General features: G+C 44.3%; 15 protein-coding genes and 1 pseudogene. 13 read left to right on the forward strand and 3 right to left on the reverse strand.

Annotated elements, in window-relative coordinates; all coding sequences use genetic code 11:
- Positions 1–771 precede the first annotated feature (771 nt).
- The 10 genes and pseudogenes from HY877_02210 to HY877_02255 all read left to right on the forward strand — a co-directional run bounded on the left by HY877_02210 (position 772) and on the right by HY877_02255 (position 9,085).
- A complete protein-coding gene (locus tag HY877_02210; GenBank protein ID MBI5299098.1) occupies positions 772–1,626 on the forward strand; it encodes a ParA family protein in 855 nt (284 codons plus the stop codon).
- Positions 1,571–2,449, forward strand: a complete 879-nt coding sequence (locus HY877_02215) for a ParB/RepB/Spo0J family partition protein (GenBank protein ID MBI5299099.1) — start codon at positions 1,571–1,573, stop codon at positions 2,447–2,449. Before HY877_02210 ends, HY877_02215 begins: the two co-directional genes overlap by 56 nt.
- Before the next feature lie 12 nt (positions 2,450–2,461).
- The gene (locus tag HY877_02220) at positions 2,462–2,872 is read left to right on the forward strand and encodes a polymer-forming cytoskeletal protein (protein MBI5299100.1); all 411 of its coding nucleotides are present in this window, start codon (positions 2,462–2,464) and stop codon (positions 2,870–2,872) included.
- A gap of 243 nt (positions 2,873–3,115) precedes the next feature.
- Positions 3,116–3,565, forward strand: coding sequence for an ATP synthase F0 subunit B (locus HY877_02225; GenBank protein ID MBI5299101.1), 450 nt, complete (start codon positions 3,116–3,118; stop codon positions 3,563–3,565).
- Between the two features lies 1 nt (position 3,566).
- Positions 3,567–4,079: an ATP synthase F0 subunit B gene (locus HY877_02230; protein MBI5299102.1), complete on the forward strand. Its 513-nt coding sequence runs from the start codon at positions 3,567–3,569 to the stop codon at positions 4,077–4,079.
- Positions 4,057–4,596, forward strand: a complete 540-nt coding sequence (atpH, locus tag HY877_02235; protein MBI5299103.1) for an ATP synthase F1 subunit delta — start codon at positions 4,057–4,059, stop codon at positions 4,594–4,596. The genes HY877_02230 and atpH overlap by 23 nt, the downstream gene beginning before the upstream one ends.
- Before the next feature lie 103 nt (positions 4,597–4,699).
- A pseudogene (locus HY877_02240) lies at positions 4,700–6,208 on the forward strand (F0F1 ATP synthase subunit alpha).
- Positions 6,209–6,333: 125 nt separating this feature from the next.
- Positions 6,334–7,206 carry an ATP synthase F1 subunit gamma gene (atpG, locus tag HY877_02245; GenBank protein MBI5299104.1) on the forward strand — a complete coding sequence of 291 codons (873 nt, stop codon included), beginning with the start codon at positions 6,334–6,336 and terminating at the stop codon, positions 7,204–7,206.
- A gap of 13 nt (positions 7,207–7,219) precedes the next feature.
- Entirely contained in the window at positions 7,220–8,650 is a 1,431-nt protein-coding gene (gene atpD / locus HY877_02250; protein ID MBI5299105.1) for a F0F1 ATP synthase subunit beta, read from the forward strand.
- Positions 8,651–8,797: 147 nt separating this feature from the next.
- Positions 8,798–9,085, forward strand: a complete 288-nt coding sequence (locus HY877_02255) for a F0F1 ATP synthase subunit epsilon (protein MBI5299106.1) — start codon at positions 8,798–8,800, stop codon at positions 9,083–9,085.
- Here HY877_02255 and HY877_02260 read toward each other — a convergent pair.
- Positions 9,033–9,698 (reverse strand): NAAT family transporter, encoded by a 666-nt coding sequence (locus HY877_02260; protein MBI5299107.1) that lies wholly within the window; start codon positions 9,696–9,698, stop codon positions 9,033–9,035. The two genes, HY877_02255 and HY877_02260, sit on opposite strands and share 53 nt — an antisense overlap.
- Before the next feature lie 174 nt (positions 9,699–9,872).
- On the opposite strand from HY877_02260, the gene HY877_02265 reads away from it, so the two are divergent.
- Both HY877_02265 and HY877_02270 read left to right on the forward strand, forming a co-directional pair.
- Positions 9,873–10,934, forward strand: a complete 1,062-nt coding sequence (locus HY877_02265) for an ATP-binding protein (protein MBI5299108.1) — start codon at positions 9,873–9,875, stop codon at positions 10,932–10,934.
- Between the two features lie 10 nt (positions 10,935–10,944).
- Positions 10,945–12,045: a PLP-dependent transferase gene (locus HY877_02270; GenBank protein MBI5299109.1), complete on the forward strand. Its 1,101-nt coding sequence runs from the start codon at positions 10,945–10,947 to the stop codon at positions 12,043–12,045.
- On the opposite strand, the gene HY877_02275 is transcribed toward HY877_02270, so the two are convergent.
- Positions 12,036–12,326, reverse strand: a complete 291-nt coding sequence (locus HY877_02275) for a hypothetical protein (protein MBI5299110.1) — start codon at positions 12,324–12,326, stop codon at positions 12,036–12,038. The two genes, HY877_02270 and HY877_02275, sit on opposite strands and share 10 nt — an antisense overlap.
- 65 nt (positions 12,327–12,391) lie before the next feature.
- Here HY877_02275 and HY877_02280 point away from each other — a divergent pair, with 65 nt between their 5' ends.
- On the forward strand, positions 12,392–13,318 hold the full coding sequence (locus HY877_02280; GenBank protein MBI5299111.1) for a hypothetical protein: 927 nt from the start codon (positions 12,392–12,394) through the stop codon (positions 13,316–13,318).
- Here the strand turns inward: HY877_02280 and HY877_02285 are convergent.
- The coding region (locus tag HY877_02285) for a hypothetical protein (GenBank protein MBI5299112.1) at positions 13,287–13,707 on the reverse strand (421 nt) is incomplete at its 5' end. The genes HY877_02280 and HY877_02285 overlap by 32 nt on opposite strands.

The raw sequence follows: 13,707 nt of genomic DNA on the forward strand, positions 1-13,707 counted from the left end.
TATTGTAAAAACCATATTGTTTCAAAGAACCAACGCAACGAGACTGGATGCCCGACTAAAACACTCGGGCATGACATTAAAATGAGCTAAAAAATAAATCTTGACGCTTTACATAACGGATTCCTGCTCCCTGCCTACTGCTTGCAGGGACAAGCTTCGCAGGGATGACAAACTTTTTAAGGGCATCTATAAAAACTCCGCTTGTCATCTTGAACCCTTCACCACCATTGTCATCCTGAGCAAAGCGAAGGATCTCCATTTGGCTTAGTGTAAATTCCTTGAAGGCTCTTCTCGATAACAAAGTGGATTCTTCGCCTCGCGCAGAATGACAAATTGTGATTTTTATTGGTTTTCAGTGGTGCCTTTAATTTGTTTAATACGGAGTTTATTTGAAACCCTTCTAAAAATCTTGGAATGGTATTTGAAAAAAGCGTGTCGGAAGCAATTTTTACCTTAAACGGGATCAAAAACAAAATTGCTGAGACCCGAGCGAATTTTTTGGGTGACCCAAAAAATATCGCGTCTTTTCTCAAATACCATTCCAAGGTTTTTACATCTGTTCCACGTGAAACAGTTAAAATCTTTTGATTTCATTTTGGTTTTAGTTTATGAATAGTTCATCTGTTTGTAGGGGCTCACGTCGCCCCCTCCAATGACAAAACCATTGGAGCCTCCCCTTCACGCTCGCTCTGCTCGCTGGGCAGATGCAAGCGACGTAAGTCGCGGGGAAATAGAATCTTCTGGTATGAATGGATGTGGATTTTTCATACAATGACTAAAATCATCGCAATTTGTAATCAAAAAGGTGGGGTTGGAAAAACAACCACCGCTGTTAATTTAGCCGCTTGTCTGGCCGCCGCTGAAAAAAAGACCCTTCTCGTTGATCTGGATCCTCAAGCTAACGCCACCACCGGAGTTGGTTTTAACAAAATGGAAGTGAAGAAGGGGAGTTACCAAGTAGTTATCGGCGAAGAACCCATTCAGTCGTCTATTATAAAAACAGAACTGAATTTTTTGGACCTCCTCCCCTCTCAGTCCGCTCTTGCCGGTGCCGAATTGGAGTTAGTCAATCTTGTTTCACGTGAAACACGCCTCAAATCCGCCCTACTCTCTTTGGCCGACCAATACACTTATATCATTATAGATTGCCCCCCTTCTCTTGGCCTTTTGACCCTAAATGCGCTAACGGCGGCCAGTTTTGTGCTAATTCCGGTACAATGTGAGTATTACGCCATGGAAGGATTAGCCGATTTAAAAAGAACCATTGGCCTTGTGCGTCAACGTTTAAACCCAACCTTAGAGATAAAAGGGATTGTTTTAACGATGTTTGACCCTAGAAATAGTTTGGCGCATCAGGTGACTCAAGAACTAAGACAGCATTTTAATCAAATTGTCTTTAATGTGGCTATTCCCCGAAATGTTCGCTTGAGTGAAGCCCCAAGCCATGGCAAGCCAATTATTTTATATGACGTTAAATCGAAAGGGGCTGTAGCCTATTTTGAATTAGCCCAAGAGGTCTTAGCTCAAGATGTTGAAATTATTAATGAAACTGAAAAAATGGAGGAAACTTATGGAAACAAAGGAACCGAGAAGAGCGTTGGGGAGGGGTCTCGCCTCATTGATTAGTCCCGTTGCCGATCCTATTTCCGAAGAGAAAATAGGACCCAAGACCGTTCTCCCCATCGACCAAATTTTTGCAAACCGCCAACAACCGCGCCTTGAATTTAATGACGAGGCAATTCAGGAATTGGCGCTCTCCATCAAACGAGACGGAGTTTTACAGCCGATCATAGTGACCCCTTCCGCGGACGGGCGTTACGAGCTTGTCGCCGGTGAACGAAGATTTCGCGCCGCTCGGATGGCGGGTCTCACGGAAGTTCCTGTCACCATTCGTTCAGTCTCGAGTGATAAAATGTTGGAACTTGCGCTGATCGAAAATATTCAACGCGAAGATTTAAATGCGATTGAAGAAGCGAAAGGTTATCAATCACTGGTCGATCAATTTCAAATCAGTCACGCCGACATCGCCGAGCGAGTCGGAAAATCAAGAGAACATGTGGCCAATTCACTTCGTCTTTTAAAATTGCCGAAATTGGTGCAAGAAGATGTTGCGGCCGGTCGCATGAATGCAGGTCATGCGCGTGCGATCCTTGCTCTTCCTTCATTGCAAGACCAACTTCATTTTCGCGAAAAAGTTTTAGCAGAGTCTTTGAGCGTGCGTGATGTGGAGCGAATGATTCAAGAGAGAGGTGGTGTTCGAAAAATTATTCGCAAAAACAATAAAAAGAACTTGTCACCTCAGATAAAGTTGCTATTAAATGAAATTGAAAAAGCACTCGGCACGAAAGTCAGACTACAAATGAGTGCGGTGGAAGGACACGGTACAGTCTCAATAGATTATTATTCTTGGCAGGACTTGGACCGCATATATAGAAAAATCATAGCTTAAAGGGGAGGATACATGAGCAAAGGGAACGGTTGGCTGAAGTCGAAAGATCAAATCAGCGGTCTTCTGGATAAAGGTTGTAGCTTCGAAGGAAAGATCGTTTTTGATGGAACCGTTCAAATTAACGGCGAGTTCACCGGCGAAATTCAAGCCGAAGGAACTCTCGTTGTTGGTCAAGAAGCAAAACTCTCCGGAAAAATTACCGTTGATACTTTGGTTTGCTATGGTTGTGTTGACGGAAAAGTCGAAGCCAAAAGCCGCATTGAAATTCATGTGCCCTCTGTCGTCACAGCCGACATCAGTACCCGAAGTCTCGTGATTGAAGACGGCGCTCTTTTTCAGGGACATTGCCACATGCAACACCCTGCAAAGATTGAGGAATTGCCCCAACCTCAACCGCAACAAGTGGCTTCCGCGGCCTCTTAAATAACAGTTGTCATCTTCGGTAGAATCGTCTAGATACCCGCCTGCTTTAGGGCACCTCTAAAAACTTATGAAAATACAATTTGTCATTCCTCGCTACGCTTCGAATCCACTTTGTTATCAAGTATATCCTTCACGGAGTTTACCCTGAGCACGAGTGGATTCGAAGCGTAGCGAGGAATGACAATGATGGCGAAGGGTTCAGGATGACAATCGGGATTTTTAGAGGTGCCCTTTAAGGGAGATATGCTTTTATCGTCTGAAATCCAATTGATGCCGGATATGACTTTCTTTATACAACTGGGCATTTTTCTGGTTGTTGCGGTCAGTCTTAACTACCTTGTTTTTAAACCGGTTCTCAAAATTATTCAGTTAAGAAAATCAAAAACAGAAGGCGATCGCAAAAAAATTCATACTGTTGCTGAGAAAACAGAACAACTCATGAAAGAATATGAAGCCAAAATGGAAGCGGCCAAAAAGGAAGCTTTTAAGTTGAAGGAGTCGCTGAAACGGGAAGGGGAGGAACAGGGACAAAAAGTGATTCATGAAGCAAAACAGGCAAGCCTCACCCAAATCGAACAAATTAAAAAAGAAATTGCAATCTCAAGTGATCATGCTCTCAAAGATTTGGAAGAACAATCAAAAACCTTGGGGAAAAATCTTGCTGAAAAAGTTCTTGGTCGTCCAATAAATTAAAATGGAACTCTCTCTTTTATATAAGTGGATCAATTTCATTCTTTTTTCCGGAGCTCTTGTTTATTTGTTGAGAGATCCTCTTCGCGTTTTTTTGGGAAACCGCCGCGAAATTCTTAAAAAGGAAATAGAAGAAATCACAAGAGAACGTCTCAAAATCGAAAGTCATTTTCAGTCCTATCGCAAAAAATTGGCAGAGGCTGGCAATGAAATTCAAAAATTGACAGAAGATTTAAGGAAAGAGGGAGAGTTGGAAAAACAGTCAATTCTTCAAAAAGCCAAAGAGTATGTCGAAAAAATTAAAAAAGATGCCGCAAAAGTTGGAGAACAAGAACTCAATAAAACTCGGCTTCTTTTGAAGAAGAAAACATTGCTGACAGCGGTTGAACACGCGAAAGATTTGCTCGAAAAATTGATCGGACCCAAAGACCACGAACGTTTGGTTGGAGGAGCGATACAAAATCTGGAAAAGAAAGAATTAGGAGCCAAAGAACATGAAGGATCGCATCTTAGCTGAGCGCTACGCCAAGGCCCTCTTTAGTTTGGGGGTGGAGGAAAAATCGTTGGACCGTTTTCGTGATGAAATCGGTCGCATGGCGGGAGCTGTTGCCGCTGAGCCCAGACTTCTCAAAATTCTTTCTTATAAGGAATTGGCGACGGAAAAAAGAGAACAAATTTTGGACGAATTAAGTTCCAAACTTTATTTGTCTCCATATATCCGGAATTTTTTTAAAATTCTTTTGGAGCGCAACCGCATTCTTATTTTTCCGTTTGTTGCGGAAGCGTTTGAAAATCTCGTGCGCAGGAGCGAAAATGTAATGATTGCAAAAGTGAAAATTGCAAACAAGGAAAGCTTTCAATTTTACAATGCCGATTTGCAAAAAACTTTGGAAAAAATAACGGGAAAGAAAATCGAATTCGATATTACAGAAGAACCAAAATTAATCGGCGGTTTTCAAATTGCGTTGGGAGATAAAATTTTTGACGCCAGTGTTCGGGGTGAATTAAAAAGGATTCAGGAAAATTGGTTATAATGCAGGACTACGGACAATGGACCATAGACCGTGGACTAAAAACTAAAACAGCAGTTGATCCATAGTCCGTGGTCCATGGTCTATGGTCCTTCAAGGAGGATAGATGGATATTCGTGCAGAAGAGATTAGTCAGATTATCAAACAGCAAATCAAAGATTATGGAAAAACCGTTGAGTCTGAAGAAGTCGGTCAGATTCTGACAGTGGGTGACGGGATTGCCCGCGTTTACGGTCTTGAGAAGGTGATGGCCGGAGAACTTTTGGAATTTCCACACGGCATCAAAGGAATTGCTCTCAACTTGGAAGAAGACAACGTAGGTGTGGCCATCATGGGTGAAGATGTGGAGCTCCGCGAAGGAGACGTCGTCAAGAGAACGGGCCGCATTGCCGAAGTTCCGGTGGGAGAGGGTCTTTTGGGACGCGTCGTCAACGCATTGGGAGAACCGGTTGATGGTCTGGGTCCCATTGTCGCCAAAGAAAATCGCAAAATTGAAGTCAAGGCGCCCGGAATTGTCGCCAGAAAATCGGTTCATCAACCTTTGCAAACCGGCATCAAAGCCATTGATGCAATGACACCGATCGGTCGTGGTCAGCGCGAATTAATTATAGGTGATCGCCAAACCGGAAAAACTTCCATCGCCATCGACACCATCATCAATCAAAAGGGTCAGGATGTTTTTTGTATCTATGTTGCCATCGGACAATAGGTTTCAACTGTGGCTCGTGTCGTGGACAAACTAAAACAATTTGGCGCGATGGAATATACAACAGTTGTTGCGGCCAACGCATCAGATCCGGCCCCACTCCAGTTTTTGGCTCCGTACGCCGGCGTTGCAATTGGGGAATATTTCAGAGATTCCGCCCGCCATGCTTTGGTGGTTTATGATGATCTTTCAAAACATGCCGTGGCCTATCGCCAGCTTTCCCTTTTGCTTCGCCGTCCTCCCGGGCGCGAGGCTTTTCCCGGAGATGTTTTCTACGCCCACTCCCGTCTTTTGGAGAGAGCGGCAAAAATGAGTGACAAAAATGGCGCCGGTTCTTTGACGGCGTTGCCAATCATTGAAACGCAAGCCGGTGACGTGTCGGCCTACATTCCAACCAACGTGATTTCCATTACCGATGGACAGATTTATCTGGAGTCGGATCTTTTCTATTCCGGTATTCGTCCCGCCATCAACGTTGGTCTTTCAGTTTCTCGCGTGGGTGGAGCCGCTCAAGTCAAAGCCATGAAACAAGTTGCAGGAAAACTTCGTCTTGAATTGGCGCAATATCGTGAAATGGCCGCCTTTGCGCAGTTTGGTGCCGACTTGGATGCCGCCACAAAAAAACAACTGGATCGCGGAGAACGTTTGGTGGAGTTGCTCAAACAGGGACTCTATCAACCAGACAGTGTTGAAAAACAAGTTCTGGAAATTTATGTCGGAACGAGCGGAATTATCGACAATTTGCCCGTGAACAAGGTCCGGAAATTTCTGAACGATCTGGATAGTTTTGTGAAAAACAAACACCCGGAAATTTTTCAGGAGATTAAAGAAAAAAGAGAATTAAGCGAAGACATCAAGAAAAAATTGAATGGCGTCATCGAAGAATTCAGAAAACTGTTTAGCGCTTAAAAAATTGTTGACGAATGTCATTCCGGCGAAGGCCGGAATCCAGACATGCTTTAAATTACTGGATCCCTGCTCCCTGCCTACTGCCTGCAGGGACAAACTTCGCAGGGATGACAAAATAGGTAAATATGCCTTCATTGAAGAGTATTAAAAAACGAATTGGGTCGGTAAAGAATACGCAGAAAATCACCAAGGCGATGAAAATGGTGGCGGCGGCAAAGTTGCGTCGTGCGCAACAGTCTGCGCTTATCTCCAGAAAATATACCGAAGCCATCACGGAATTAAGCCATCGGCTGATTGCCAGCCAGACAATCGATGCGCGAAATCCGCTCACTGTCCCAAGAACAAAAATCGCGCGCAGAGAATATCTGGTGATGACTTCTGACAGAGGTTTGTGCGGTGGTTTCAACAGCAATTTGCTTCGTCGTTTGGGTGACCAGTTAACGGAATGCAAAGGAATTGGAATTGAAACGGCTTGTCGCTTAATCGGCAAAAAGGGGCGGGATTATTTTAAATCAAAAAATTGGTCCATGTCCGAGTCGATTACACATATTTATGACACGCTCGACCGCAGTATTTCCGAAGAACTGGCCAAGGTTGCGATTCAACGTTTTGAGTCAGGTAAGACCGATGAAGTTTGGTTGGTCTACAATCTTTTTAAATCCGCGTTGGTTCAAGAAATGACTTTTCAGCAGATCCTTCCTTTAACCCATTCCTCAGCAAAAAAAGGGAAAGGGGAGGCGGTCGATTGTATTTTTGAGCCGAGCGCCAAAGAGGTATTGGATGCGGCTTTGAGAGAGACAGTTGTTTCACAAATTCATCAGGCTTTTTTGGAATCGATTGCGTCAGAGTTGGCGGCAAGAATGACAGCCATGGAAAATGCAACCAACAACGCATCCGATATGATCGGTTATTTAACATTACAATACAATCGCGCCCGCCAAGCCTCCATCACCAAAGATTTGATGGACATTGTGAACGGCGCAGAAGCGTTGAGATAAAGGAGAAAGTTTTATGACGACAAATGGACATGGAAGTTATGCTTTGGGAGAGGTGATACAGGTTATCGGACCCGCAGTGGACGTTCGGTTTAACAAAGACCTCCCCGAAATTTATTCGGCATTGAAGGTGACAAACCCTTCCATCAACAAAGACCAATGGAATTTGACTTTGGAAGTGGCGCAACACATCGGTGAAAATACGGTTCGTTGTATTGCCATGGATGCCTCGGATGGTTTGGTCCGTGGGATGGAAGTTTTGAACACCGGAAAACCAATCCAGATGCCGGTCGGCAAAGAAGCCCTCGGCCGCATTTTGAATGTGATCGGTCAACCGGTGGATGAAGGCGGTCCCGTTAACGCAAAAAAATTGTATCCCATTCATCGCACCGCCCCTTCGTTTGAAGAACAATCAACCGAAGTTGAAATGTTTGAGACCGGCATTAAAGTGATCGATCTTTTGGCTCCCTATCCTCGTGGTGGAAAAATTGGTCTCTTCGGCGGCGCCGGTGTTGGCAAAACCGTTATCGTGATGGAGCTCATCAACAACGTTGCCCAACAACACGGCGGATTCTCTGTCTTTGCGGGCGTGGGAGAAAGAACCCGCGAAGGAAACGATCTCTGGTTTGAAATGAAAGAGTCCGGTGTGTTGGAGAGAACCGCTCTTGTTTATGGACAGATGAATGAACCTCCGGGTGCGCGTGCCCGCGTGGCGTTGTCCGCTTTGACCGTCGCAGAATATTTCCGCGACGAAGAAAAACAGGACGTGCTTTTATTCATCGATAATATTTTCAGATTTACGCAGGCCGGTTCCGAAGTGTCAGCTCTTTTGGGACGCATGCCCTCCGCCGTCGGTTATCAACCAACGTTGGCAACCGAAATGGGTGAATTGCAGGAACGCATTACCACAACAAAAAATGGTTCGATCACTTCTGTGCAGGCGATTTATGTTCCCGCCGACGACTTGACCGACCCCGCTCCCGCAACAACCTTTGCCCACTTGGACGCCACCACCGTGTTGTCGCGTCAGATTGCAGAATTGGGAATTTATCCCGCCGTTGATCCACTCGATTCCACTTCCCGCATTTTGACACCGGAAGTCATCGGCGAAGAACATTATCAGGTGGCCCGCGAAGTGCAGAGAATTTTGCAACGCTATAAAGATTTGCAGGATATCATCGCCATCTTGGGAATGGATGAACTCTCTGAAGAAGATAAATTGACCGTGGCGCGTGCAAGAAAAATTCAGCGCTTCTTGTCACAACCCTTCTTTGTGGCCGCGCAATTTACGGGGCTTGAAGGAAAATATGTAAAACTCGCCGACACGATTCGCAGTTTCAAAGAATTATGTGCCGGAAAATATGATGATCTTCCCGAACAGGCTTTCTATTTGGTGGGAACCATCGAAGAAGCCGTAGCAAAAGCGGAAAAATTGACAGCCGCGTAGCGGCTGTCATTGCGAGCATAGCCGCTGTCATCCTGAGGCCGCAAGGCCGAAGGATCTCCAAATTAGATCCTTCACTTCGTTCAGGATGACAAGGGGAGAACAATTAGGATGAAGGGGGAGAACAATTAGGATGACAAAGGGAAAATAATGAAACTCAAAGTTTTAACACAAAATGAAGTTTTGATGGATGCCGATGTTGATTCAGTCACATTACCCGGAACTCTGGGGCAGATGACCATATTGCCGCATCACGCGGCCATGCTGGCCACTTTGAAAAAAGGGAAGATCCATTATCGGGTGAAAGGTCAATTGCAAGCGGGAGCTGAAATTGTTGGCGGTTTTGTGGAAGTTCACAAAGACCATGTGTTGGTTCTGACAAATCTTAGTGCTGAACCAACTTCGCAAACTCCGGAAGCAAATCCTTTACACCACTGATTACAAACTGGGTGGCAATCACGGACAGAATCAATCCCATAATGCGGGTGATCAAACCAACGCCCGTGATTTTAAAAAGATCCAAAAGACGCTTGGAGTTAACGAGAATAAAATAGATGATGACAAGGCTGAGAGCGCAACTGACGATCAACCCCCCCATTTGAAGAAGACCGGACCATTTATTTTTCCAACTAATTTCGGCGGTCAAAACCATAATCGTTGTGATGGCGCCGGGTCCGCTCAACAAAGGAATTCCTAAAGGAACAATCGCCACATCCTCTTTTCCCATGCCCTCTTTCATTTCTTCTTCTGTTTGTTTGATCCGGTTGGGTCTTAGTTTCAACATTTCAAGACCAATCCCGAACAGAATGATACCGCCCGCGATGCGAAAAGCTGAAATAGTGATTTGGAAGACCTGAAAAATGAAATGCCCTGCAAAAGCAAAAAGCATTAAAACAACAAAGGAAGTGATACAGGCCCTTTGGGCAACACTGACTTGTTGCTCTTCTGACTGACCGGAGGTTAATGAAAGAAAAGACGATGCGGCGGAAAAAGGGTTCAAAATAACAAAAACCGCAGGGAAACACAGAATGATATATTCAGTAAAAGACATGGGAGGGAGTTAATGAGGGAATAGAAATGTTTTGTCAAGTGTCCGACACTTATTACCACAGTCAAAAATACTCGCGATTAAATTTGACCCAAGGCAAAAATGTTGTTATGAGGGGGTGTGAAAAATTTGAAGAGATATCTTTTTGGCCAGATCAAAACCGACTTGGCCCGCAAGATGGTTTTTATGGGCGGTCCGAGACAGGTGGGCAAGACCACGCTCGCCTTGCGGTTTACTCGAAATAAGACAGGTTATCTCAACTGGGACATTGATGAACATCGCGAGTTAATTCTTAAACGGGAATTGCCAAATAGCCCTATCTGGATATTTGATGAAATTCACAAATATCGTTCATGGAGAAATTATCTCAAGGGGCTCTATGATAAGAACAAAGGACAACGTGAAATGCTTGTTACAGGAAGCGCAAAACTGGATTATTACCGCAGAGGAGGCGACTCTCTTCAAGGCCGGTATCATTATCTCAGACTTCACCCTCTTTCGACTGCAGAGTTATCCGTCAAATCACAAAATGATTTTGTAAATCTCATGACCCTCGGCGGATTTCCCGAGCCATTTTTTGTCGGAACCGAGGTTGATGCAAAACGATGGTCGCGTGAATATCGAAGCCGCCTTATACAAGATGATCTGGCAAGTTTGGAACGCATACACGATGTCGGCAATCTGGAATTATTACTCATTCACCTGCCCGAACTCGTTGGCTCGCCGCTTTCGATCAACGCACTTCGCGAAGATTTGCACGTGAGTTTCAAGACTGTTGCCAATTGGTTGGAAATCCTTGAGCGCCTTTACGCGATTTTTAGACTTTCTCCATTTGGTGCCGCAAAAATTCGGGCCGTGAAAAAGGAACAAAAACATTATCACTTCGATTGGACCCTGATTAGGGATAATGGCGTCAAATTCGAAAACCTCGTCGCCTGTCACCTGATAAAATGGGTTCATTTTCGTGAAGACACGCGCGGTGACGATATTGAACTTCGATATTTTCGTGACATTGACGGCAGGGAAGTTGATTTTGTTATCGTTGAAAATAAAAAACCGGTTCTGGCAATCGAATGTAAATATGATGATGTCTCTTTGCACCGCGGCTTGATATATTTTAAGGAACGATTTCCTAAATGTTCCTGTTGGCAGATATCGGCGGTGGGAAATAAAGACTATGTCAACGATTTGGGAATTCGCGTCTGTCCGGCGATAAAATTTTTGCCGGATTTGGTGTGAATTGGAGGATATGATGGCAAAATTCAATACGAAAGCAGTTCATGTGGGGCAGAAACCGGACAAAGAAACGGGTGCTGTCATCTCACCGATTTATCAAACAACAACGTACCAACAATCAGCGCCGGGGGAACACAAAGGATTTGATTATACCCGTGCGGATAATCCCAATTTTAGAAATTTGGAAGCAGTGTTGGCCGCTTTGGAAGAGGCAAAATATGCAACCGTTTTTTCTTCGGGACTTGGCGCGGCGTTGGCGGTTTTAAATTTGTTGGAAGCGGGAGATCATGTTGTTGCGGGCAATGATTTATATGGTGGAAGTTATCGCCTCTTCAAAAAATGGGGGGAAAGATTTGGTCTGAGTTTTACTTTTGTAGATAGTACCAATGCGAACGCATTTCAAAAAGCTGTTTCACAAAAAACAAAACTAATTTGGATGGAGTCGCCGACCAATCCATTGCTCCGTTTAAGCGACATCGCCGCTATTTCAAAAATGGCAAAAGCAAAAAAGATTTTGACGGTGGTGGATAATACTTTTGCCTCCCCCTATTTTCAAAAACCGCTGAATCTGGGAGCCGATCTTGTTTTGCACAGCACCACAAAATATATCGGCGGGCATTCCGATGTGATTGGGGGTGTTGTTGCAACCAATCGGGAGGATTTGCAGGAGATGCTTCATTTCAGAAGGATGGCGTTGGGTGTGAATCCTTCGCCATTTGATTGTTGGCTTACGCAACGCGGAGTGAAGACGCTGGGAATTCGGATGGAACAACATCAGAAAAACGCAAAAGCCGTTGCCGCTTTTTTAAAAAAACACCCCCTTTGCAAAAAAGTTTATTATCCCGGTTTTGGCGGGATGGTCTCTGCTGAATTTAAATTATCGAATGCCGAAACAAAAAAACTAATCAGCCGTTTTGAACTTTTTACTTTGGCGGAAAGTTTAGGCGGAGTGGAATCTCTGGTTTGCCACCCCGCAACCATGACCCACGCATCCATTCCCGCTGAAGAACGCGCCAAAAGCGGATTAACAGATGGCTTAGTCAGGTTTTCCGTGGGCATAGAAGACAGCGAAGATTTAATTGACGATTTAGAAAAAGCTTTGAGTCAATTATAAACGAAAATTTTTACTTCGTCGTGCCAGAGTTGGACTAATTCGTGAATGCGTGGAGAGATATTCGGTGAGAAACTTTTTTTATTCATGACATGAAGCAATTCATCCAAAGCGGCGCGGGTTTCTTCCACCGTGAGCGGTTTTTCCCCTCTGGCCATCAACATATCGCGATATTTTAAGGTTGTTTTGACAAGGAGTGTGAAAATCGGTTTCGATTCCTCGGGCGAAACCCCATATTGCTTCGCCAGCCGTTCAAATAAATCCTCTATTTCTTTGGTTTCCACCTCGTAAGGGTACCTTTTTTAAGAAGGGGTGGCAACCTTTTGAAAAAACTGTTAGACATAGGGCCATGGCACTTCATATTGGAGAGGCAACTTCCATTACTTTTAAAACAATGCCGTATATTTTTCTGCGGCTTTTGGTTTACTCCATTTTTGGTATTTGTTTTTCTCTTTATTGGGTTGCCGTTTATTTTGTGGGTGCGTTGGTAGCGCCTCTCCATCAATATGCTCAAGCCGGCGTTTGGATTTTGGCTCTTCTTATCTCATTTCCCATTGTCAAATTGGTGCGGGAATATTTTCTTTACGTTTTGAAAGCAGGGCACGTGGCGGTGATGGCGGAGCTCGTAACAAAAGGATCTCTTCCGGAAGGTGTGAGTCAACTGGTGTGGGGAAAAGAGAAGGTTCAAAAAACATTCAAAGAGGTTTCTGTTTTGTTTCTGGTTGATCGGCTGGTTGCAGGCGTTATTTCAGCAATTAATGGGATCATGTCGCGCATGGGAGATGCTTTTTCTGGCATTCCGGGTTTGAGCAGTCTTGTTCAGTTTGCCAATCTTGTTTTGAAATTTAGTCTCACCTATGTGGATGAAGCAATTTTGGCGCGCAATTTTGTGACAGAGAAAGAATCGATTTGGGAATCGGCAAAAGTAGGGCTTGTGTTGTATGCTCAAATTTGGCGGCAAATTTTGGGAACCGCCATGATTTTGGGATTTATTGCAATACTGCTCTATATTGTATTAACCGCGGCGTTATTGATTCCATTTTTGGGCTTGGCCCATATTTTAAATTTGCCCGAAGCCACTTTTGCAGGCATTGCCGGCGCCGCGATTTTCGCCGCTGTTTTAAAATTTGCCATTTTTGATCCGTGGACATTGGCCAATATGATTGTTGTTTATTTGAAAGAGACGCAAGGTAAAGTGCCGGATGCTTCATGGGAATCAAAGCTTGCCGCTGTTTCTAAAAAATTCAGAAAGATTCAGGAGAAAGCCGCGAGTTGACCATTTTAGAAATTTCAAGAGGACTATCTCCATTCGAAGATTTTTCCATTTTTTGAAGATGGGTTTGCCATGCGAGCATATTTTCATGACGCAGATCAACCCATCCGTCAAACGCCCACCGGTTGATATTGGCCTCGGTGATTTCAAACTGGGCATCGTGTTTGCCGGGGATATCGGTGGGCACTGTGATTTTGGAACCTTTCAAAAGTTTTGATCCGTTCGAAAGTAAAATAGGAATTCCAACTGAAATAATTTGCGACCGGAGCAGATCGTTCTCCAGTAATTTTTTCTCAATCGTTTGCGAAATGGTTTCGGCCTCTGTGCCGAGAACAGTGGCGGACGTTCCAAAAAACTTTTTTAAAAGATAAGCTTCAAATAAAAGTTTGGAA

It is taken from the genome of Deltaproteobacteria bacterium (assembly GCA_016213065.1).
Taxonomy (GTDB): Bacteria; UBA10199; UBA10199; order SPLOWO2-01-44-7; family SPLOWO2-01-44-7; genus JACRBV01.

Coding starts and splice junctions, on each gene's coding strand:
- HY877_02210 (MBI5299098.1), top strand. CDS start 772: ATGACTAAAATCATCGCAATTTGTAATCAAAAAGGTGGGGTTGGAAAA.
- HY877_02215 (MBI5299099.1), top strand. CDS start 1,571: ATGGAAACAAAGGAACCGAGAAGAGCGTTGGGGAGGGGTCTCGCCTCA.
- HY877_02270 (MBI5299109.1), top strand. CDS start 10,945: ATGATGGCAAAATTCAATACGAAAGCAGTTCATGTGGGGCAGAAACCG.
- HY877_02230 (MBI5299102.1), top strand. CDS start 3,567: ATGGAACTCTCTCTTTTATATAAGTGGATCAATTTCATTCTTTTTTCC.
- atpH (MBI5299103.1), top strand. CDS start 4,057: ATGAAGGATCGCATCTTAGCTGAGCGCTACGCCAAGGCCCTCTTTAGT.
- HY877_02220 (MBI5299100.1), top strand. CDS start 2,462: ATGAGCAAAGGGAACGGTTGGCTGAAGTCGAAAGATCAAATCAGCGGT.
- HY877_02225 (MBI5299101.1), top strand. CDS start 3,116: ATGCTTTTATCGTCTGAAATCCAATTGATGCCGGATATGACTTTCTTT.
- atpG (MBI5299104.1), top strand. CDS start 6,334: ATGCCTTCATTGAAGAGTATTAAAAAACGAATTGGGTCGGTAAAGAAT.
- HY877_02260 (MBI5299107.1), bottom strand. CDS start 9,698: ATGTCTTTTACTGAATATATCATTCTGTGTTTCCCTGCGGTTTTTGTT.
- HY877_02280 (MBI5299111.1), top strand. CDS start 12,392: ATGGCACTTCATATTGGAGAGGCAACTTCCATTACTTTTAAAACAATG.
- HY877_02265 (MBI5299108.1), top strand. CDS start 9,873: ATGGTTTTTATGGGCGGTCCGAGACAGGTGGGCAAGACCACGCTCGCC.
- HY877_02255 (MBI5299106.1), top strand. CDS start 8,798: ATGAAACTCAAAGTTTTAACACAAAATGAAGTTTTGATGGATGCCGAT.
- atpD (MBI5299105.1), top strand. CDS start 7,220: ATGACGACAAATGGACATGGAAGTTATGCTTTGGGAGAGGTGATACAG.